The 21,404-nt window shown below is 66.8% G+C and carries 16 protein-coding genes; 7 read left to right on the top strand and 9 right to left on the bottom strand.

Annotated features, from left to right (window positions below):
- Positions 1-7 precede the first annotated feature (7 nt).
- Positions 8-1,021 (bottom strand): DMT family transporter, encoded by a 1,014-nt coding sequence (locus tag CSW57_RS14275; protein ID WP_099383453.1) that lies wholly within the window; start codon positions 1,019-1,021, stop codon positions 8-10.
- On the opposite strand from CSW57_RS14275, the gene CSW57_RS14270 reads away from it, so the two are divergent.
- The 3 genes from CSW57_RS14270 to CSW57_RS14260 are packed head-to-tail and all read left to right on the top strand — an operon-like array spanning position 1,020 to position 4,620.
- Positions 1,020-2,408: an aminotransferase-like domain-containing protein gene (locus CSW57_RS14270; RefSeq protein WP_099383452.1), complete on the top strand. Its 1,389-nt coding sequence runs from the start codon at positions 1,020-1,022 to the stop codon at positions 2,406-2,408. The two genes, CSW57_RS14275 and CSW57_RS14270, sit on opposite strands and share 2 nt — an antisense overlap.
- 19 nt (positions 2,409-2,427) lie before the next feature.
- The gene (locus tag CSW57_RS14265) at positions 2,428-4,149 is read left to right on the top strand and encodes a hypothetical protein (RefSeq protein ID WP_099383451.1); all 1,722 of its coding nucleotides are present in this window, start codon (positions 2,428-2,430) and stop codon (positions 4,147-4,149) included.
- Positions 4,150-4,152: 3 nt separating this feature from the next.
- Positions 4,153-4,620, top strand: a complete 468-nt coding sequence (locus CSW57_RS14260; protein ID WP_099383450.1) for a nuclear transport factor 2 family protein — start codon at positions 4,153-4,155, stop codon at positions 4,618-4,620.
- Here CSW57_RS14260 and CSW57_RS14255 read toward each other — a convergent pair.
- Positions 4,610-5,803 carry a glycosyltransferase family 4 protein gene (locus tag CSW57_RS14255; protein ID WP_099383449.1) on the bottom strand — a complete coding sequence of 398 codons (1,194 nt, stop codon included), beginning with the start codon at positions 5,801-5,803 and terminating at the stop codon, positions 4,610-4,612. The genes CSW57_RS14260 and CSW57_RS14255 overlap by 11 nt on opposite strands.
- Before the next feature lie 57 nt (positions 5,804-5,860).
- On the opposite strand from CSW57_RS14255, the gene CSW57_RS14250 reads away from it, so the two are divergent.
- Positions 5,861-6,667: a class I SAM-dependent methyltransferase gene (locus CSW57_RS14250; RefSeq protein ID WP_189339268.1), complete on the top strand. Its 807-nt coding sequence runs from the start codon at positions 5,861-5,863 to the stop codon at positions 6,665-6,667.
- A gap of 103 nt (positions 6,668-6,770) precedes the next feature.
- Here the strand turns inward: CSW57_RS14250 and CSW57_RS14245 are convergent, their stop codons facing one another.
- The 7 genes from CSW57_RS14245 to CSW57_RS14215 all read right to left on the bottom strand — a co-directional run bounded on the left by CSW57_RS14245 (position 6,771) and on the right by CSW57_RS14215 (position 16,241).
- Entirely contained in the window at positions 6,771-9,308 is a 2,538-nt protein-coding gene (locus CSW57_RS14245) for an ABC transporter permease (protein ID WP_223249263.1), read from the bottom strand.
- Positions 9,308-10,090, bottom strand: coding sequence for an ABC transporter ATP-binding protein (locus tag CSW57_RS14240; protein WP_099383448.1), 783 nt, complete (start codon positions 10,088-10,090; stop codon positions 9,308-9,310). The genes CSW57_RS14245 and CSW57_RS14240 overlap by 1 nt, the downstream gene beginning before the upstream one ends.
- Before the next feature lie 202 nt (positions 10,091-10,292).
- Entirely contained in the window at positions 10,293-11,387 is a 1,095-nt protein-coding gene (locus CSW57_RS14235) for an esterase-like activity of phytase family protein (RefSeq protein ID WP_099383447.1), read from the bottom strand.
- Between the two features lie 57 nt (positions 11,388-11,444).
- Positions 11,445-13,277 (bottom strand): phosphoenolpyruvate carboxykinase (GTP), encoded by a 1,833-nt coding sequence (locus tag CSW57_RS14230; protein WP_099384463.1) that lies wholly within the window; start codon positions 13,275-13,277, stop codon positions 11,445-11,447.
- 202 nt (positions 13,278-13,479) lie between these two features.
- Positions 13,480-13,824: a DUF6802 family protein gene (locus CSW57_RS14225; RefSeq protein WP_099383446.1), complete on the bottom strand. Its 345-nt coding sequence runs from the start codon at positions 13,822-13,824 to the stop codon at positions 13,480-13,482.
- A 108-nt stretch (positions 13,825-13,932) separates the two neighbouring features.
- Complete coding sequence (locus tag CSW57_RS14220) at positions 13,933-15,402, bottom strand: hypothetical protein (protein ID WP_099383445.1); 1,470 nt, start codon at positions 15,400-15,402, stop codon at positions 13,933-13,935.
- Positions 15,399-16,241, bottom strand: a complete 843-nt coding sequence (locus tag CSW57_RS14215) for a hypothetical protein (protein WP_099383444.1) — start codon at positions 16,239-16,241, stop codon at positions 15,399-15,401. The genes CSW57_RS14220 and CSW57_RS14215 overlap by 4 nt, the downstream gene beginning before the upstream one ends.
- 123 nt (positions 16,242-16,364) lie before the next feature.
- Here CSW57_RS14215 and trmB point away from each other — a divergent pair, with 123 nt between their 5' ends.
- From trmB to CSW57_RS14200, 3 genes are all read left to right on the top strand, one after another.
- Positions 16,365-17,165 (top strand): tRNA (guanosine(46)-N7)-methyltransferase TrmB, encoded by an 801-nt coding sequence (gene trmB / locus CSW57_RS14210; RefSeq protein ID WP_099383443.1) that lies wholly within the window; start codon positions 16,365-16,367, stop codon positions 17,163-17,165.
- Entirely contained in the window at positions 17,162-17,902 is a 741-nt protein-coding gene (locus CSW57_RS14205; protein ID WP_099383442.1) for an NYN domain-containing protein, read from the top strand. The genes trmB and CSW57_RS14205 overlap by 4 nt, the downstream gene beginning before the upstream one ends.
- A 114-nt stretch (positions 17,903-18,016) precedes the next feature.
- Complete coding sequence (locus CSW57_RS14200; RefSeq protein ID WP_099383441.1) at positions 18,017-21,331, top strand: MMPL family transporter; 3,315 nt, start codon at positions 18,017-18,019, stop codon at positions 21,329-21,331.
- Positions 21,332-21,404: the final 73 nt, after the last annotated feature.

Genomic DNA, 21,404 nt, shown 5'->3' with positions numbered 1-21,404 from the left:
GGAGCGATCAGCGGCGCAGGGAGACAGGCTCGTTCGCATCAGATGCGACGGGCGCCGGCGCTGGTGGGGCTGCGCGCGCGGCTTCGCGGAATCGCGCCCGCTGCGCGATCCACACGAGCAGGCCCAGCACCACACCGACCGGGTAGATCCACAGGTCGAGGTGTTCGCCCAGCAGCAGCGCCGACCACACGATGGTGAGCAGTGGCTGCACCTGCTGGATCTGACCAACGCGGGCGATACCGCCGCGGGCCAGCCCTCCGTACCAGGCGAAGAACCCGAGGAACTGGGAGATGACCGTGATGTAGAACATCCCGATCACCACCGGGCCGGTCAGCGAGAACGAGCCCGTCGCGGCGGTGAGCGCGCACAGCGGAACCGATATCGGAAGCAGCAGCACCAGCGACCACGAGATGCTCTGCGCCCCGCCGATCCGTTTCGCCTGGGTTCCGCCGACCGCGTATCCGAACCCCGCACTGACCGTCGCCAGCACCATCCACAGATGACCCCAGCTCAGCGCGAATCCGGACAGAGCATCAGGACTCGTCGACACCAGGAAGGCACAGAGGACAAGCACGCCGGCGCCGGTCGCGGCCCAGAAGAGCCACGGCAGTCGTTCTCCGCCCAGCAACGCCGCGAATGTGGCGGTCATGGCCGGCAGCAGTCCCAGGATCACCGCACCGGTCGCCGAGTCGATCCTCTCCAACGCCAGCGAGGAGAACAGCGGGAAACCGACCACCACGCCCAGCCCAGAACACAGCAATGCGGCCAGGTCATGCGGGGCCGGACGCTGCGCCCCCACGATCCGCAGATACGCCAGCGCCAGCAGCCCGGCCAGCGCCGCACGCCAGACCGTGACCCCCACCGCATCGATTCCGGCGACAGCGAGTTTGTTGGCAGGCAGCGAGAAGCTGAAAGCCAGCACCCCGAGACCACCCAGCAACACGCCGGCGTGAGCGGCCGACTTTCGACGTCCGTTATCTGCTATCGCCGAAAATCGCGAACTGTTATCGTCTATCTTCATGTACAACGATAGCGGAGTATCGGTCCTCACCGAAAGTCTGCGTGCCCTGATCACTCAGAGCACTCCGGGTACCCGACTGCCGTCGGTACGGTCGCTGCAGGAGCAGCACCGCGTCTCGCCGAACTCCGTGCAGCGGGTTCTGCGCGATCTCGCCACCGAAGGTCTCGTCGACGTCAGACCAGGTGCCGGATCCTTTGTCGCAGCCGCGGCGCCACCGCGCTCGCCGGCCGACACCTCGTGGCAGGAATCGGTACTGGGCGCCCGGATGCCGCCCGAGCTCTCCCGCACGCTCGACCTGTGGCGTGTCCCCGGGTCCGAGGTCGTCCGGCTCAAGGGCGGATATCTCGACGACGAACTGCTGCCTCACGCCGCCCTCGACGCCGCCATGACCCGGGCGATCAAACGTTCTCGGAGCTGGGGCCGCTACCCCATCGAGGGCAGTCCGGAACTGCGCCGCTGGTTCGCATCCGAGATCGACGGCATCCACGCGTCGGAGGTGATCGTGACCGCCGGCGGACAGACCGCGCTGTCGGTGGCGGTCCGCGCGCTGATCCGGCCAGGAGAATCCGTGATCGTCGAGAGCCCCACGTACACGGGGCTCATCGCCATCGTGCGCAGTCATGGCGCCGAGGTCATTCCCGTGCCCATGGACTCCAAAGGAATCCGCACCGACCTGCTGGCCGATGCGATCAGCCGCACCGGCAGCCGACTGCTCGTGGTGCAGCCGGCGTTCGCCAATCCGAGCGGTGTGACGCTGGCCGGGGAACGCCGCAGGCAGATCATCGAACTGGCCGAACAGCATTCGTTGTTCGTGATCGAGGACGATTACGCGCGGTACCTCGGCATCGACGGTGACCCGCCCCCGCCGTTGACGGCACAGGATCCCAATGGCCATGTGGTGCACATCCGTTCGCTCACCAAGCCCGTCGGGCCCGGGATGCGGGTCGCCGCCCTGTGCGCTCGGGGACCCGCATTGGCGCGGCTGCGGGCGGCCAAGATGCTCGACGACTTCTACGTGGCCGGCCCCGTCCAGGAGGCCGCCGTCGAGTTCCTCAACTCCCCCGCGTGGCCCCGGCACAACCGGCAGGTGCGCCGGGCACTCGGAGAGCGCAGGGACGCGCTTCTGGGGTCGCTGGGGCGGCTGATCCCACAGATCGAGGTCGCTGCGGTGCCCCGTGGCGGTATGCACCTGTGGGTGCGACTCCCAGACGGACTCGACGATCGCGACGTGGCGGCGGCCGCTCACGCCGAGGGCGTCATGGTCGGCGAGGGAACGCCGTGGTTCCCTGCCGAATCCGACCACTCTCACCTGCGCCTGACCTTCGGGGAGACGCCCGTACCGGTCATCGGTGAGGCCGTTTCGCGACTGGCGAGGGTGTTCCGATAGCGCTTGTTAGGGTCCATGCATGACCCGCAGGCATTGGCTCAGCCTGTGGCTGACCAGCATCGCCCTCTCGATGGCGATCCTCGGGCCCGCCTTCGGTCCGGGATACCTGCTGATCCGTGACATGGTCAGCACTCCCCGCTCCTTCGTCACCGACTCGGCACTCGGCTTGTCCGATTCTGCGCCGCGGGCCGTGCCGCAGGACTGGCTGATCGCCATCGCCTCCGGCGTGATCGACGGTGGAATCGTGGTCAAGGCACTGACTTTCGCGGCCATCGTGCTGGCCGGCGTCGGGTACGGCCGACTGGCTCGGCGCGTCCTGCCCGCAGCGGGGGCGCCGGGCATGCTGGCGGCCACGGTCATCGCCGTCTGGAATCCCTATGTGGCCGAACGCCTTCTGCAGGGCCAGTGGAGTCTTCTCGTCGGCTACGCAGCGCTCGGATGGATCCTGATCGCCGCGGTCGACGTCCGCCGCGGTGGCGGCTGGGCTCGCTGGTCGGTGCTGACGGGCTGGCTCGCCGTCGCCGGGATCACGCCGACCGGTTCGCTGCTCGCCGGACTTGCGCTGCTCGCCGGTCTGGTCATCCCGGCGCTTGCCCGGCGCGACTGGCGGATGGCGCTGACCGCGTCCGTGCTCTGGGCGGCGTCGTCCCTCCCGTGGCTGACCGCATCGTTCCTGGGTGCGGGCACCGGTACGGCTGATCCCGGATCCGTCGCGCTGTTCGCGGCCCGTGCGGAGCCGTGGCTCGGAACGGCCGGTTCGCTGCTGGGCCTCGGTGGCGTGTGGAACGCCGACGCCGTACCCGAGAGCCGGACCTCGCCGTGGGCGCTGGTGGCCACCGTCGCCTTGCTGGTTGTTGTCCTCGCCGGGCTCCCGGGACTATGGCACCGCCGTCGCAACCCGGTGATCAGGGCAGCGTGCGGCCTTGCGGTCGGTTCGGTTGTCCTGGTCACCCTCGCGGCCACGCCGTTCGGCATGGCGATCCTGGAATGGCTGGTCGATACGGTGCCCGGCACCGGCCTGCTGCGCGACACCCAGAAATGGATCGCCCTCGCGGTTCCGGCATACGCGCTGGCTGCCGCGTCAGCCGTCCAATCGGCCGGCCGACACGTGCCCAAGGGGTTTGCCGCCGTCGTCGCCTCCGCGCTGATCGTCGCCCCACTGCCCGACCTCGCGTGGGGTGTGGGCAACTCGCTCACCCCGATCCGCTACCCCGGCGACTGGCGCGCCGTTGCCGACACCATCACGTCCGGACATGGCGATGTGCTTGTGCTCCCGGTGGGGACCAACCGCCGGTACGCCTTTGCCGATTCAGTGTCCCTGGATCCGGCCCCGAGACTCCTGCGTGCCGACGTCCTGCAATCGGGTGAGCTGATCGTCGACGGCCGCAGTGTCGACCGACCCGATTCACGGGCCACCCGCGCCGAGGAAGCACTCCTCGCCGGATCGTCACCGCAGGCGCTCGCAGCACTGGGAGTCGGATGGGTTCTCGTCGAGGGCGATTCGGCGATCAACGCGGCGCCGCGCACCCTGGCCCAACTCGACCTCGCGTTCGACGGTGCCGATCTGCGCGTCTATCGGGTGGACGTCGATCGTTTGCACAGTGCAATCGGCGGGCCCTCATCACTCGAGCGGGGCGCAGTGTGGGTTGTCCATCTGGTGTGGATTGTGCTAATCGCCAATGGATTACTCGCAGCTGTGCTGAAATGGCCCCACCGAACGGCGCACCGAAAGAGGCTCTAGGCAGTGGACGAGCTCGAAACCTTCACACAGATCGAAGCGATCAAACAGGTCAAATACCGGTATCTCCGTGCCTTGGACACCAAGGCGTGGGAGGAGTTCGAGACCACCCTGGCCGAAGACGTCACCGGCGACTACGGCGACAGCCTGTCGTTCACCACCCGAGCCGAACTCGTCGACTTCATGAAGTCGTCACTCGGGGCAGCGGTGCTGACCGAGCATCGAGTCGACCACCCGGAGATCACCGTCGACGGCGACGAGGCCACGGGCCGGTGGTACCTGCAGGACCGGGTCATCGTCGCGGACTTCAACTTCATGCTCTTCGGAGCGGCGTTCTACAACGACCGCTACATCCGGACGGCAGACGGATGGAAGATCAGCGCGACCGGCTACGACCGCACCTACGAGGCCACGGTGTCACTCGAAGACCTGCCGAGTTTCAAGGTGAAACCCGGTGCGGCACTCAATCTCTGACGAGGCCCGACACACGTCGCCCTGAGACCGTCTCAGCCAGGACGTATTTCACCCGGGCAGCCGCCGCCGACCACGAATAGTCACCGGCCCGTTCTCGCGCCTTCTCGCCGAGTTCGCGGCATCGCGCCGGCTCATCGAGTAATTCCGCTGTGGCCGAGATCAACTCGTCGAGGTCGTCGACGAGCAGTCCGGTCACGCCGTCGACGACGGAGTCGGTGAGCCCTCGAGACGATCGATACCCGATGGTCGGTACGCCGTGCCCGGCGGCCTCGACAACGGCAAGTCCCCACCCCTCGGTCTGCGACGGCATCAGATGCAGCGCCGACCCGGCAAGGATGCGGTGCTTGTCGGATTCGCTCACATGCCCGTGAAAAACCACGCGCCGGTCGACACCGAGTTCGGTCGCGCGCTCACGAAGACGGGTCGACCACCAGCCGTCGCCCACCACGTCCAACGTCACATCCGGATGGGTGGACGCCAGCCGGGCCATCACCTCGAGCGCGTGTTCGATCTGCTTGTGCGGCACCAGACGCGAGAGGACCACCAGCCGGCGAGGATCCGGTTCGACATCGACGTGAGGTGACGGGTCGGTGCCTGCGCGCACCACCGACACCCGCCCGGCGTCCACACCGAGCGAGACGAGATCCTCGGCCGACGGCAACGACACGGTCAGGTACTGCGAATCCCGATGCACCCACGGTGACAGGCGGGATTCGATGAACCATCCGATCCGACCCATCGCGGCGCCGGCGACCGGCCATTGGCGGCGATGGCAGTGGTGCACCAGAACCACCACCGGCGCGCGCATCACCCAGCGGGCGAAGAAGGGGATGCCGTTCTGGGTGTCGATCACCACGTCGGGATCGAGCCCGGCCATCGGTCCACGACCGACCCGGCCGGCGACGATCGCCGCAAGCGCCCGTGGGTACACGCTGAGCCGGCCACCGCCGCGCGAGACCTGGATGCCGTCACGGATCTCCGTGGGCGCCGCACCCGGGTAGCCGGCCGTCCGCAGGGTCACGCGCACGCCGTCGCGGACCAGTTCGGCCCCGATACGCTCGAGGTAGCGTTCGCTGCCGCCACCCTGCGGGTGGTCGGAGTCGCGCCAGCACAGCAACAGCACCTCGCGGACGGGCGCGGTGGGATCACCGTTGGCGACGTTGTCAGGTTGTTCGTTTTTCACTGTTGGCCAGGGTAGCGGCCGGATCTCCCTCGACGTCCGACCCGTATCGTTTCGCTGGTGAAAGACACCACCCGCCGTGCCCGTCAGCGCGCCACGGTGGTCCGTTCGGCCACCTTGCTGAACCACTTCCGGTACGAGCAGTCCGACCCCGACCGCTTCTACGGCGCTCTCGCCGATGACTCGGTGGAGTTGATCGAGGCACTGCACCGCGGCGTCACGGGCCTCGACCCCGGCGGCCCGGCCGGCCTCGACGGCAAGGTTGTCCTCGATGTGGGAGGCGGCCCCGGCTACTTCGCCGAGGTGTTCCGGCGCCGCGGAGCCCACTATGTGTCGGTCGAACCGGACCCTGACGAGATGCATGCCGCCGGTCTCCCCCAGCAGGCCGGTGTCCGCGGGTCGGGCACCGCACTGCCGATCGCTGATGCCGTGGTGGACATCTGCTACTCGTCAAATGTCGCCGAACACGTCGCCGAGCCCTGGTCCATGGCCCGCGAGATGCTGCGCGTCACTCGTCCCGGCGGCCTGGTCCTGCTCAGCTACACCCTCTGGTACGGGCCGTTCGGCGGCCACGAGATGGGTTTGACCCATTACTTCGGCGGTGCCCGGGCGGCCCGCTGGTACACCAGAAAGCACGGCCACCGGCCCAAGAACCTCTACGGCACATCGTTGTTCAAGGTCACCGCCGCCGATGGGCTGCGGTGGGCGCGGTCGGTGCCGCCGAGCGAGGCGACACTGGTGGCCGCCTTTCCCCGGTATCTCCCAGGGCGGCTGTGGTGGGTGATGAAGGTGCCGCTGATCCGGGAAGTACTGGGCACCAACTTGGTGCTCCTGCTCCGTAAGGCCGACCCGACGAATCCGCTATAGGACGAGCCGCGCGGCCCGCTTACCCGCTCGCGCCGACCGGAAAACGGACAAAACCCCCGCACCGAGATCGGCACGGGGGTTCTGTTGTCTGCAGTGGCGTGGGCTAGTTGTCGATCGCGTCCAGCGGTTTGGTCTTCGCCGCCCGCGAGGCCGGCCACAGGGCCGCCAGCACGCCGACGATGGCCGCACCGACCAGCGTGATGACGATCAGACTCCACGGCAACACCGGAGCACCCAGACCCCAGTACTTCAGGGTGCGCACCAGCGCCCAGCCGAACGCCACACCCAGGACGACACCGAGCAGCGCACCGAAGATCGCGATCAGCAGCGACTCGACGTAGATGGTCCGCCGAAGTTGAGCACGGGCCATCCCGATCGCCCGCAACATCCCGATCTCACGTTTGCGTTCGATCACCGACAGGGCGAGCGTGTTGACGATGCCCAGGACTGCGATCACCAACGCCAGCCCGAGCATTCCGTAGAGGACACTCAGCATTTGGTCGATCTGCGATGACTGCTCACCCTTGAACTCGGCAGGCGTCCGGATCTTCACCGTCAGGTAGTCGGCGGTGACATCTTCGACCCGGTCGCTCACCTCGTCCACGTTGGCTCCCGGCACCGTCTTGATGGCGGCGAAGACTTCTTGCCGCAGCGGTGACGGGATCAGCTTCTCGTAGGCATCCGAGCCCATCGCCCACGGATCGATCAGCGGGTTGTCCTTGAAGATGCCGGTCACCCTCACCGGGACCACCGTGCCGTCGTAGTTGGTGAACTCGATGGTCTCGCCGACGTTCCAGCCCTTCTCCTTCGACGTGCGTTCGCCGACGATCATGCCGTCCGGTTCGATGGTTCGCGGACCCTCGACCATCTCGTACGGGGTGACCGAGTACATGTCACCGTCGGGCGAGTACCCGAACACACCCTGACCATCGACCTCGGCCTGGATACCCCCGAAGCCGACAACCGATTCGACTCCGTCGATCTCGGCGATGGCCTCCACCACCAGTGGCGAGAACCCGCTTCCCTGATCGCCGGACACCAGCAGATTCGCCGTCAGTCCGGTGTCGATCGCATCGTCGATCGTGCCCTTGAACGTCGAACCGATAGTGCCGATCACCGCCACCAGCATCAAACCGAGTGTCAACGCAAAAGCTGTTGCGGCAGTACGCCTCGGATTGCGGACAGCGTTGGTACGCGCAAGCTGACCGATCTTGCCGAAGGGCCTGGCCAGCACCGCACCGAGCGCGGTGACCGCCGGACGCGACAACGCAGGCGCGGCGAACACCACCGCGAAGATCATCACCAGGGCACCGAGTCCGACGATGCTCGCAGCTCCGGACCCCTCACCGGAGGCACCGATCGCCAGCAGCGCCAGTGCGATGACCGCCAGCACGATGCCTGCGATGGTGCGCACCTTGAGTGACGCCTGACCATCGGTGAGGCTCTCGCGCATCGCCTCCACGGGCGACACCTTCGAGGCCCGCCTGGCCGGCGCATACGCACTGACCATCGTCACCACGATGCCCACCAACAGACACGCGATGATCGCCGACGGACCGACCTGCAGCGACGCCGTGGGCAATCCCGTCGAGGACGTCACGGCGCGTAGCACCGCCGCGATCCCGATGCCGGTGGCCAATCCGACCAGCGCGCCGATCAGTCCGACGACAAACGCCTCGAGCAGCACCGAACGAGTGACCTGTTTGCGGCTGGCCCCGATCGCCCTGAGCAGAGCCAACTCTCGCACTCGCTGCGCCACGATCATCGAGAAGGTGTTGTAGATGATGAACGTGCCGACGATGAGCCCGATCGCGGCGAACGCCAGCAGGATGTAGTTGAAGACGTCGAGGAACTGGTTGATCGAGTCCTTCTCGTCCTGACGCACCTGGTCGCCGGTGCGCAGTTTGTAGTCGTCGCCGATCAGGCCTGCGACTCGTTCCTTCAGCTGCTCGGGGCTGACGCCCGGCACCGCCTGCAGGTCGATCGCCTGAGAATGCGAGCCGTCGGTGAACAGGTCTTTGGCAGTGTCCTCCTGAAACTGGATGCTGGTGAATCCGCTGGTGGCGCCCGGCACGTCGAGGATGCCGACCACCGTCACCTCCATCGGCGCCCCGCTGCCACGGCCCACCGCCACCTTGGTGGTCGACCCGAGTTTCAGGTCTGCCTCGTCGGCGGACGAATCGTTGAGGGCGATCTCGTTGGGGGCAGCCGGAGCACGGCCGTCGATGAGATTGCTCTCGGTGTCGGACAGCCGTTGGTCCGGCGACTGGAAGGCGCTGCCCACACTGGGGGCGCCGCCCGTCTGTAATGCCTTCCCGTCGGCCTTGGCGATTGTGGCCGGACCGCTGTACTGCGGCAACACCTTTGCCACTCCGAGCTCGGCCTTGTTGTCCTCGATCTGGGTGAGGACCGAATCGGGCACACCCGACGAATTGGAGTCCTCCGGTGAGATCTGGGTGTCCACACCGAGTGCGACCTTGTCGAAGATCCCGTCGAACGCGCTTGACACGGTCGCGGTGAAGATCATCGAACCGGCCACAAAAGCGGTACCCAACACGACCGACAGAACAGTCAGGACAAGGCGAAGCTTATGCGCGCCAAGGTTTCTCAGTGAGACCTTGCGCATCGCATTCGATGCCATCACAGTTCCTTGGGAGCGCGCGAGAAGCCTCCGGTCGACGGGGTCTCGTCGAGGTTCTTCATGTACTCGAAGATCTCGTCGGCATCGGGGTTGCGGAGCTCCTGCACGATCTGGCCGTCGGCGAGGAATACCACCCGGTCGGCATAGCTCGCCGCACGGGGGTCGTGGGTGACGATGACAACGGTCTGGCCGAACTCGTCGACCGCTGCGCGAAGAATGCTGAGCACCTCGCCCGATGACCTGGAGTCGAGGTTGCCGGTGGGCTCGTCGCCGAAGATGATCTCGGGTTGCCCGACCAGTGCCCGCGCACACGCCACGCGCTGCTGCTGGCCACCGGACAGCTCGCTGGGGCGGTGGCCCAGACGATCGGCGATACCGAGGCGCCCGATCACGGTGTCGAACCATTGCTGATCGGGTTTGCGACCGGCGATGTCGAGCGGCAGCGTGATGTTCTCCCGGGCCGTCAGGGTCGGCACCAGGTTGAAGGACTGGAACACGAAGCCGATCCGGTCCCGGCGAAGGAGCGTCATCTGCTTGTCGGAGAGGTCGGTCAGATTGGTGTCGCCGATGCTCACCGTTCCGCTGCTCGCGGTGTCGAGTCCGGCCAGGCAGTGCATCAAAGTGGACTTGCCGGACCCGGACGGGCCCATGATGGCCGTGAACTCACCTCGGACGAACTCCGCGGTGACACCCGCCAATGCATGCACCTGGGTGTCTCCGGATCCGTAGATCTTCTTCAGATCGGTCGCGCGGGCCGCAACTGCGGTGGGTGGGGCGGTCATGTCTGGCCTTTCTCATTCACGGTCAGTTAATGCACGATGCCTGGCTACCGGCAGTACAAATACTGACTGCCATGCCATCGCCGAATCATCGGGGACCACCCTGATCTTTCCCCTTACATCCCGCCGACGAATCGGCCGTGAGGATGATTTGGCCCCCTCGCAGTAGTACCGCAGAGTGAGGTCGCGGTCCAGCGAATACTGGTCAGCCAGGGAATTGCACGGCCATCACGTGCAGCTTGTTGGGTACGGCAGGCGAGTTGAAGCCGTTGTCGGATACCGCGAGTAGAGCGCGCCGATTGTTCGAGAGTCTCGGCCCCCACGCCAGACCTTCGACGTTGCCGGGCCTCAGATTCGTCAAACCGCTCAGGTTGTAGACCAAGTGCTTCGGCATCGCCTTCTCTCGCCCTGCCAGGGCGGCTTTACCCGTGACCCGGTCGGCGCCGTTGGTGGTGGTCCAGAAGATCTTGATGTCGTAGGAGTTGCGAGCGGGATCGTAGCCGCGTTCGAGCACCAGGAAGTCGGTCTTGTTGACGGCCAACACCTCCGAGACACCCTTGAACGCCCGGCCCGACGAACCCGGGGCAAGCGGGTCGGTGCGATAGACGAACTCGCCGCTCACACTGCCGTCGCCACGTAGCTGCAGCAGCCGCGAGCTGGTGCCTGCGGCAAGGGTGGGCCGTGGGCCGTCCTGGGCAAGTGAGTTCTCGGTGATGGTGCTGATCAGGCCGCCCTCGCTCACCGCCAGGGATTCCAGACCCAGGTGCCCCCGTAGCCCACTGCCCTTCTTGGGAACATACGCAGCGGGGAGCGCGAGGTCCCGCTGGTGCAGCCCCGGGGCAGAGAGCATTCGGATGAAGGGCTCGGGCCCATCGCTGGCAACGATCAACGAGTTGCCGTAGTGCCTGATGGCCTCGAACTCGTAGCCGGAGCCGGGCAGCATCGGAATGTTGTTCGGCCCCAGCACCACACCACCGCCGACCAGCGCGGGGGCACCGACCGACATGCCGTCGCGGTTGATCCGAACGCTGACGTCGAAGTAACGGGCGGGTCCGTTGGCGCCGGTGTCGTCGGTGATGACCGAGTAGTTGCCACGACCGTCACCGTCGATGCCGGAGATGCCCCCGAAGCGGGCGGGCGCCGGAATCCAGTCGAACGGCAGGTTTGTCGTCGACAGGAACTTCGCGGACACCACAGGCGCTGCCGCCGCATCCACGGGTGCAATCAAACCTGCCGCCAGCGTGGCCGCGACAACTCCTGTGGCCGTTGCCAATACACCGCGCAGCTTCGCTCGCCTCATGCGCGGGATGTTACCGGCGCGGCCTCGCCTGCGCGCGTTCAGAAGTGACTTGAAGGATCAAGAATCGGCGCCGAGCCGATGCTTGAGCGCCTCGAACTCGTCCCGGATGCCCGACGGCAGCTTCTCGCCGACGAAGTCGAACCACTCCTCGATGGACGGGATCTCGCCGCGCCACTCCTCGGGGTTCACCGCGAGCGCTTCGGCGACGTCGGCCTCGGAGACGTCCAAGCCGTCGAGGTCCAGCGCTTCGGGCGTTGCCACGATGCCGATGGGGGTCTCCACACCGCTGGTCTTGCCCTCGATGCGTTCGACGATCCACTTGAGCACGCGGCTGTTCTCACCGAATCCTGGCCACAGGAAGCGCTTGTCGTCGCCGCGACGGAACCAGTTGACGTAGAACACCTTCGGCAACTTGGACTCGTCGGCGTTCTTGCCGAGGTCGATCCAGTGGTTGAGGTAGTCGCCGACGTTGTAGCCGAGGAACGGCAGCATCGCCATGGGGTCGCGGCGGATGGCGCCGACGGTGCCCTCGGCTGCTGCGGTCTGCTCCGAGCCGACGGTGGCGCCCATGAACACGCCGTGCTGCCAGTTGCGGGCCTCGGTCACCAACGGGATGGTGGTCTTGCGCCGGCCACCGAACAGGATCGCCGAGATCGGCACACCCTGCGGGTCATCCCACTCGGGCGCCATGATCGGGCACTGGCTCATCGGGGTGCAGTACCGCGAGTTCGGGTGCGCCGCCTGCGTGTCCGAGTCCGGGGTCCAGTCGTTCCCGCGCCAGTCGATGAGGTGCTGGGGGTCGCCTTCGAGGCCCTCCCACCAGACATCCTTGTCGTCGGTGAGCGCGACGTTGGTGTAGATGGTGTTGCCCGCCTCCATGGTCTTCATGGCGTTGGGGTTGGAGCTGTAGTTGGTACCGGGCGCGACACCGAAGAAGCCGAACTCGGGGTTGACCGCGTACAGGCGGCCGTCTTCGCCGAACCGCATCCAGGCGATGTCGTCACCGAGGGTCTCGGCACGCCACCCGGGGATGGTGGGCTGGATCATCGCGAGGTTGGTCTTGCCACAGGCGCTCGGGAACGCAGCGGCGATGTAGTACGCCTTGTCCTCCGGGCTGATCAGCTTGAGGATCAGCATGTGCTCTGCGAGCCAGCCCTCGTCGTGGGCCATGGCCGACGCGATGCGCAGCGAGTAGCACTTCTTGCCCAGGAGGGCGTTACCGCCGTAACCCGAGCCGTACGACCAGATCTCGCGGTCTTCCGGGAAGTGGGTGATGTACTTGGTCTCGTTGCACGGCCACGGCACGTCTTCCTGGCCGGCCTCGAGTGGGGCACCCAGTGAGTGCAACGCCTTGACGAAGAAGCGGTCCTCGCCCAGTGCCGCGACGACCTCGGGGCCGACCCGGGTCATCACACGCATCGACAGCACGACGTATTCGGAGTCGGTGATCTCGACACCCAGCTTGGGGTCGTCGGAGCCGAGCGGTCCCATGCAGAACGGGATGACATACATGGTGCGGCCGCGCATGCTGCCGCGGTAGAGCTCGGTCATCGTCGCGCGCATCTCGGTCGGATCGACCCAGTTGTTCGTGGGACCGGCGTCGATCTCGTTCTTCGAGCAGATGTAGGTGCGCGATTCCACGCGTGCGACGTCGGCGGGGTCGGAGTTGGCCAGGAACGAGTTGGGCTTCTTCTTCTCGTCCAGCTTGGTCATGGTCCCGGCGGCGACGAGCTGGGTGGTGAGGCGATCCCACTCGTCGTCGGAACCGTCAGACCAGACAACCCGCTCCGGTTCGGTGAGTTCTGCGACTTCTCGCACCCAGGCCAACAGTTCGGCGTGCGACGTCGGCGCGCTGTCGGGATCCAAACCAGGAATGGTTGCTGAAGTCATGTTCATCTCTCCTACCGGTGACCGACGGGCACAGGAACCGCATGGGCTCATCGTCTGCGCCGGTCAGCCCCTCCGTGGCGGCCTTTTATTCAGATTACTTCGGGCGTACCCGCTGGCATCAATCGGGGCGTGTATCAGGGCACATCTCACCGTGTGAGTGACGAACATTGTAGTCGGCCCATCAACGCGCTGACCAGCCGAACTACCGGAGACGACCGGCGTCGGTGGCTGTCCATTCCCCGGTCGCCGGGTCCAGCCGATGCGAGCTGTAACCGCCGTCGCCACGCACCTCTGTGATCAGATCCACCTGACCGTCACGATCACTATCGGTGTAGACGGTCAAACCAGCTGGTCCTGGCCTCGTGAGCGAATCAGCGACCCCGTCGGCGTCGGTGTCGATGTCGGCGGGCCCCAGATCCCAGACCCTGTCGTTCTCGACGATCCAGAGGTTGTCGTAGTCGCCGTCGATGGGCGGCGCCGAGGCCGGATGGACGAACACCGGCTCATTCTGGTCGTCGCCGCATCCGGCAAGGAAGTCGTTGTCCATAACGTGCACCCACCCGCCCCTCGAAGAAAAGTATCCCGGTGGGTTGGACGCAGAACACGTCGGCACGGTTCCGCCCACCGAGGGCCGAGTGAGAGAAGTCGAGTCGAATCAGTGTCCGATCGACTCGAGGAGTGGGTCGAGTCGATCCCGTACCTCGCCCGCAGCTGCAAGTTTCGCGAGGTCGCCGTCGCGACGACCGACCGCCGCCTGCCGCACCCGCCTGATCTCGCGGTCCACTTCGGCGATCCGGGCGACCGCCCCTTGCGACCGCCTCTCGTAGTGGCGGGTGAGTCTGCCGCCGATGACCGACTCGGCACTGGAGACCTGCCGAACTATCTCCCGCTCGATCTGTGACCGCACATCACCGACCGCGTCGTGGGCCCACGTCGCCATAGCCGCCCGTCGGGTCGACAGCCGACGTATCCGGACCATCCCCACCGCGATCACCACGCCGAGGACAAGCGTCAGCGGCATCGAGATCCACTGCAACGTGTCGACCGACGCCATCGGGGTGACCACCAGACGGCCGAGACCCAGACCTGCCGAGGCCCCGAACACCACGAGCAACGCCTCCTCGGCGCCCCGGCGCGGCCCTGGCAGGGCGGGAACGGTCACCGTCTCGCAGGAACGGGCCGGCGCCGCGGGGGCCGAGTCCTCGAGCCCGAGCATCGTGCGTGCCTGCAGGCCGTCGAGCTCGTCGTCGAGCCGGTGGAGGATGCCGGTGCGGAGCTCTGTCAGCACGGCCGCGAGCCACTGCACGAACGACGTTTCCCCGGAACGGTTCAGTCGTGCGGCAGCTGCTGTCGCCCCCGCGTCGATGGTTCGTGTCGTCGAGTTGAGTGCACCCGTCACGTCACCGCGGATCTGGCCGGCACCGGCGCGCAGTGCAGCCAACCGGTCCATCCGACCGCGGTCGCGGGTGCCGGCGAGCGCTGCCCGCTCGTCCAGCAATGCAGCGGCGGGGTCCGAGCCGTGGTCGACAGTGGCCAGGTCCTCGACAAACGCTTCGAGAGTGCGATCAGCGGCCACGGTCGCCAACCGTTCGCGCCGATCGGCGGGATGGATCTGCTCGCGCAGCCAGCCTGTCAGCGCCTCGAATCCTGAGCCGGAGTGATGACCGGCGAGCGCGGCCGCGGCCGACACGGCGAAGATCGGGAGTCGCCCGTGTGGATCGAGTAGCTGTCGGTTGGCCTTGAGCAACGTGGGCCAATCCCAGAAGGCATCGATCTTGTTGCAGACCAGGGCAACGATCGGCGCGGTGGCGGTCAGGGCTCGCAGCAGCTCGACCTCCGGTTCCCCCACTCCTGATGAGGGATCCACGATCAGCAGGGCGATGGCCGCGACGCCGCCGCTTCCGTGGACATCACCGTCCAGCCGATCCACCTGATCCGGCCCGGACCACTCGGAGGCCTGGATGCCTGTGGCATCCAACGCCGCGGCGATCGAGGTGACTCCGACGCGACCGAGCCCCGCCACCATCACCACGTCCGAATCGACCTGGCCGATAGACGATCCGGTCAGCGCCGAGACACCGGCCACCACGGCCCGCATCTCACGCAGGTCCGCGGTCGTGGTCATGTCAGCGCTCCCGACAGCATGGACCCGGACAGGATGTGTTCGATCTCGTCCCGCAGGATTCCCTGGGCCGCGATGATCTCGAGTTCATCGACCACCCGTCCGACACGTCTGTGCTCGGCAAGGGACGCGAACTCCGTCAACGGGTCGGCCAGCGCGTCGAGTCCACTGCGCTGGTGGAGCCGGGCGGCGAGTTCCTCGGCGGTCAGGGGTCCGCCGTTCAGCAGAGCCAGCGCACTGGCGATGCCGTACGCATCGAGCCTGCGCAGCAACGACAGCCGTTGCAGGCGCTGGTGCAGCCCGCCCGCGTCGAGGAACTCGGCCTGCATCGGCGGCACCTGTTCACCTGCCGCGGCCATGGCGGCCATGAAGTCGACGTCGTCCATCCGCAGATCCGGTACCGCCAGCAACGGCATCAAAGGCACCACCGCCCTGCCCAACGATGCAGCGCATTGCGCTGCGCGATCACGTGCGGCCGGCCATGACCCCAGCGAGTCCGCTTTTCCGAGAAGCACCAGGCTTCGACGGGGATCGAGGTCCTCGATCGCGGCGACGTCGTCCGGCCGGGGCCAGCCCGAGAGCACGTGGAGCCATGCATCGGCGTCGTCCGCATCGTCGCCCGGTCCGATCGGGCTGACATCGTAGGACTGCCTCAGCGCACGGGCCACGGTGTCGCGGCCGGTACCGAATCGGCCCACGACGGCCACCCGGAGCGGACCCTGCAGATCGTCGACCGCGCGGCGCAACGCGACGGCCCCCGGCAGGTGGTCGCACAGAGCGTGCAGTCGGTCCATCAACTCGCCGATCCGAGAGTCGGCCGGCCCATCATCGTGCCGATACATGTGATTCCTCCCCCGAAGAGCCTTGCCACCTGGTCAGACGCACGATTGCGGTGCCCGGTTCCGCCTCGCCGCAACACGGCTTGATCGCGGTTTGGTAAACCCCTGCTGTCACATCGGTGAGTAATGCGGGACTATGGCCGGGTGACTAGCCCAAACCCGAAGGCCCAACGCAGTGTGTTGCCGGCGCCGGACGAGCGGTCGGCTCCTGAGGACAAGGCCGAGATCGACGCGGCCCGCCGTGAACGCGCGCGTCTCTACCCTCGGGTGACCAGCTTCCGGTCGCGCCGCGGCAGTCTCACGCCCGCTCAGCAGGACAACTGGGAGCGGCTGTGGCCTTCGGTGGGTCGAGAGGTCAGCGAGAACGACCGGATCGATGCCGAGGCCTGGTTCGGACGTGACGCGCCCCTGATCCTCGAGATCGGCTGCGGAACGGGCACCTCGACCGCCGCGATGGCGGCCGAGGAGCCCGACATCGACGTGATCGCCGTCGACGTCTACCGGCCAGGGATCGCACAACTCCTCGGGATGATCGGCCGGGAGAACCTCACCAACATCCGGGTCATCCGAGGCGACGCCGTGATCGTGCTGGGACACATGATCGCGCCCGCCTCGCTGACCGGCGTCCGGGTGTTCTTCCCCGATCCATGGCCCAAAGCTCGGCACCACAAGCGGCGTCTGCTGCAACCGGGCACCATCGAGCTGATCGCCGAGGTGCTGCGGGACAACGGTGCGCTGCACATCGCCACCGACCATGCCGACTACGCCCACTCGATCGCGGAGGTGCTCGGCAGTCAGTCCCTGCTGGTGCCGGCCGAGACCGCCGTGCCGTTCTCCACGGCCCGGCCGGTCACGAAGTTCGAGGGACGCGCCGAACGCGAAGGCCGCCCGGTCACTGAGTTCGTTCTCACAAGGGTTCCGCGATGAGTCCTGCATCCAATTCGGACGAGCCCGTCAGCGCACCCGACAACTCGGTCGCCCACACCATCTCGGGGGCCAGCCAGGAAGCCAGGGTGCTGCTGATCTGGGACGCGCCGAACCTCGACATGGGTCTCGGGTCGATCCTCGGCGGCAGGCCCACCGCAGCTCACCGGCCCAGGTTCGACGCCCTCGGGCGCTGGCTGCTGGGCCGCACAGCCGACATCTCAGCGTCCACCACGCCGTCGGTCGACGGCGCCGCAGGTTCCCGCAGGAGCTTCGCCGCGGTCCCCGAGGCGACCGTCTTCACCAACATCGCCCCTGGTACGGCCGAAGTCGTGCGCCCCTGGGTCGAGGCGTTGCGTAATGTTGGTTTCGCTGTTTTCGCCAAGCCCAAAGTGGACGAAGACAGCGACGTGGATTCGGACATGCTCGACCACATCGAGATGCGCAGGCACACTGTGGGGCTGGCGGGTCTGATCGTCGCCTCGGCGGACGGGCAGGCCTTCCGGGAGCTTCTGGAGGACGTCGCCGCCGATGGGGTCCCGGTGCAGGTGCTCGGATTCCGCGAGCACGCAGCGTGGGCACTGACGTCGGAGAGTTTGGAGTTTGTAGATCTAGAAGACATTCCAGGTGTGTTCCGGGAGCCCCTGCCCCGGATCAGTCTGGACTCGTTGCCCGAAGAAGGCGCGTGGCTGGCTCCGTTCCGGCCGTTGTCGGCACTGCTGTCCGGCCGCCCCACCTGAGAGCGACGAGCGAGCTGTGACATCGACGCACGATCGGCGACGTCACGGACGTCCCCCGCGCGACCACTCTCAACCAGCGAGTGACGAACTAGCAAGTACGGAAAGGAACCTGCGGTGTTTGGTGCCATAGGCAACTTCGTGTACCGGCTGCGCTTTGTGGTCATCGCGGTCATGGTTGCCCTGATGGCCGGGCTCGGCCTCTACGGGCTCGACCTCAACAAGCATCTGAGTCAGTCCGGATGGTTCGATCCGGGCTCCCCCTCGGTCGAGGGCTCGCAGCTGCGTGACGAGGTGCTCGGCCGCGACCACAAGTCGGACGTCATCATGCTGGTGACGCCGCCGGCGGGCACCAAGGTCGATGACCCCGCGTTCGCCACCAAGGTCGAGCGAATCGTCGAAGACCTGATCGCACAGCACGGTGACGTTGTGGACCGCACCGACCCCGGCATTGTGGACCCGTTCAAACCGGCCGCGAACGACTTCGACAAGGCCACCCAGGCGCAGGTGCAGGCACGGCTCTTCGACGCCTCACGCGAACACGGGTTCGTCAGCATCGGTGTCCGAGGTGACGACGACACCACCATCTTGAACAACTACAAGAAGATCGAGTCCTTCTTCGACGACCTCCCGGAAAAGTACGACCTACCCGGCACGACCATCGAGATGGCCGGGCTGCAGCCCGTGGCCGGCGCGATGTCGGCGGGGATGGACGAAGACATCAAGCGCGCCGAGATCATCGCGCTGCCGTTGGTCGCCGTCATGTTGTTCTTCATCTTCGGCGGTGTCATCGCTGCCTGTCTGCCCGTGGTGATCGGTGGCCTGACCATCGCAGGCTCGCTGGGCATCATGAAGCTGCTCACCCACGTCACCGAACTCAACATTTTCGCCCAATCGGTGGTGACACTCATCGGGCTGGGTATCGCCATCGACTACGGATTGTTCATCGTCAGCCGTTTCCGCGAGGAGCTGGCCGAGGGATACACCACCAAGGACGCGGTGCGCCGGACCGTCATGACGGCCGGCCAGACCGTGGTGTTCTCGGCGACCATCATTGTCGCCGCGCTTGCGTGCCTCTTGCTGTTCCCCCAGGGCTTCCTCAAATCGGTCGCCTACGGCGCGATCGCGTCGGTCAGTCTCGCCGCCATCTGCTCAATCACCGTGCTCGCGGCGATCCTGGCCATCCTCGGCCCACGCATCGACATGTGGGGCTTCTCGTTCCTGCGCCGTACCAAGACCAAGAAAGAGGTCGAGGACAGTTTCTGGGGCCGCCTTGCCGGCTGGGTGATGCGCCACCCGCTCAAGACCGCGATCCCGGTCGTTCTCTTGCTCCTCGCGTTGGTCATCCCGTTCGCCAACATCCAGTTCGGTGGCATCACCGAGAAGTACCTGCCGCCGAACAACGACAACCGCATCGCGCAGCAGAACTTCGACAAGTTCTTCCCGACCGAGCGCACCGAAGAGATCAAGCTCGTCATCGAGTACAACCCGGAGAGCAGCGACGACGCGGCCAAGCTGCAGACCATCGCCGACGAAGCCAACAAGATCCCCGGTTTCACCAAGGAGTTCACCCTCGACGGCGCACAGGCCGAGGGCAACGTCGTCGAGTTGGCTGCCGGTCTCATCGACCAGAACACCGCAGGTGAAGCTGTCAAGGAATTGCGTGACATCGACACGCAGGGCCTCAACATGTACGTCGCGGGAACACCTGCCCTGACGCAGGATTCGATCAACGCGCTCCTCGACGACCTACCCCTGATGGTCGCGCTGCTGATCCTGGTGACGAGCCTGCTGATGTTCCTGGCATTCGGCTCGGTGGTGTTGCCCATCAAGGCGGCACTCGTCTCGGCGCTGGGACTCGGGTCGACCCTGGGCATCTTGACCTGGATCTTCATCGACGGTCACGGGTCGTCGATCGCCAACTTCACGCCGGGCCCGCTGATGTCTGCGGTCCTGGTCCTGATCATCGCCATCATCTACGGCCTGTCCACCGACTACGAGGTGTTCCTGCTCTCCCGGATGGTCGAGGAACGGCAGAAGGGCGCGAGCACCACCGACGCGATCCGCCGCGGCACCGCGCACACCGGACGGATCATCACCGCGGCCGCGGCCATCCTGGTGGTGGTCACCGGTGCGTTCGGGCTCTCGGAGATCGTGATGATGAAGTACATCGCGTACGGCATGATCGCCGCACTGATCCTCGATGCCACCATCATCCGCATGCTGCTGGTGCCGGCCATCATGAAGCTGCTCGGCGACGACTGCTGGTGGGCCCCGCAATGGATGAAGGCGATCCAGGAGAAGATCGGTCTGGGCGAGACCATCCTCGACGACGAGAACGACCCGGGTCGTGCGGCGCGAGCTGTCCGCGGGACCCGCAGCGCCGGCACCGTGGTCGCCGAGGCACCCACGTCGGCGATGCGGATGCAACCCGCCACGGACGGTCGTCGACCGGTTCCAGCTGGTGCCCCCTTAGCGCGCCCCTCCGGTCCGATCGGACGTCCCCCGGCTCCGAGGCCTTCCGGCCCCATTCCCCGTCCGAAGCCTGATCGGGCTGTGCCACAGCAGGATTCCGAACCGCAGCCACGCGCCACACCGGTTCCGGCGATGGGTGGCGTTCGCAAGCCGCCGTCGTGGACCGACAGCACGTCGGATGCCGGTTCCAGGCCGGCCGACACCAATGGGCGCATCGGCCAGGTCCGCAGGCCTGACCCGGCCCGGCCAGGGCAGCCCCAGCAGCCAGGTCGACCCAGCGAACCCCCGGTGGGCGGCGCCGTCCGCCGGGCACCGAGCAGGCCGGCCCCTGATTCGGACCCGGTTGCGCCGCGCACACCCAATCGCGAGAACGCCCGCCGCAACCGTCCGGACACCGGCGGTTGGAGTCTCGGCGCCGGCGGAATCCGCCTGGGTGACCCCGTTCCTGCGAACGGCACCCCCGGGCCTTCCGAGAACGGCTCTGAGCAGCATCGCCAACCCGGCCGACCACCGCGTCCGCAGCCGATCCGTTCCGACCGCATCGGACCGCAACAGGACCCTCGCCCGGCCGAACCGCGGCCCAGTGGTCCACCGGTGTCGAGTCCGCGCGGCGTGCCCGCGGGCCGGCAAGAGCGCGCGGGCCGATCCGACGGCGACCCGAGCAGCCCACTGCGCCGGCGGCCCGACCTGGGCCCGGCAACCCCGGCTGGTCAGCCGTTGATCGCCTCGCTCAACCCCGAGCAGGCGCAACGTCCGCAGAACCCCGCGCCGGCACCGACACCGCCGTCGCCACGGCCGGCGCCATCGGCACCGGCATCGGCACCGGATGAGGACGACTCCTCGAGCGGGCGCCGACGCGTCCGCGGTGCCGGCGACGGCCAGATCAGCGTGCGAGATCTGTTGCGCCGCCGCACCGATGGCCCCGGTCCCGCGTCCGGCTCCGAGTCAGACAACTGACCTGCCCATACGAAGGGTGACCGCCACCGGTTCGGTGACGGTCACCCTTTTGTGCGCGTTGCTGCGCCCGGCT

This window comes from Williamsia muralis (assembly GCF_002735905.1).
GTDB classification, from domain to species: domain Bacteria; phylum Actinomycetota; class Actinomycetes; order Mycobacteriales; family Mycobacteriaceae; genus Williamsia; species Williamsia muralis_A.
Note: the sequence above shows the minus strand (reverse complement) of the source record. Positions and strands in the feature narration are given on the sequence as shown.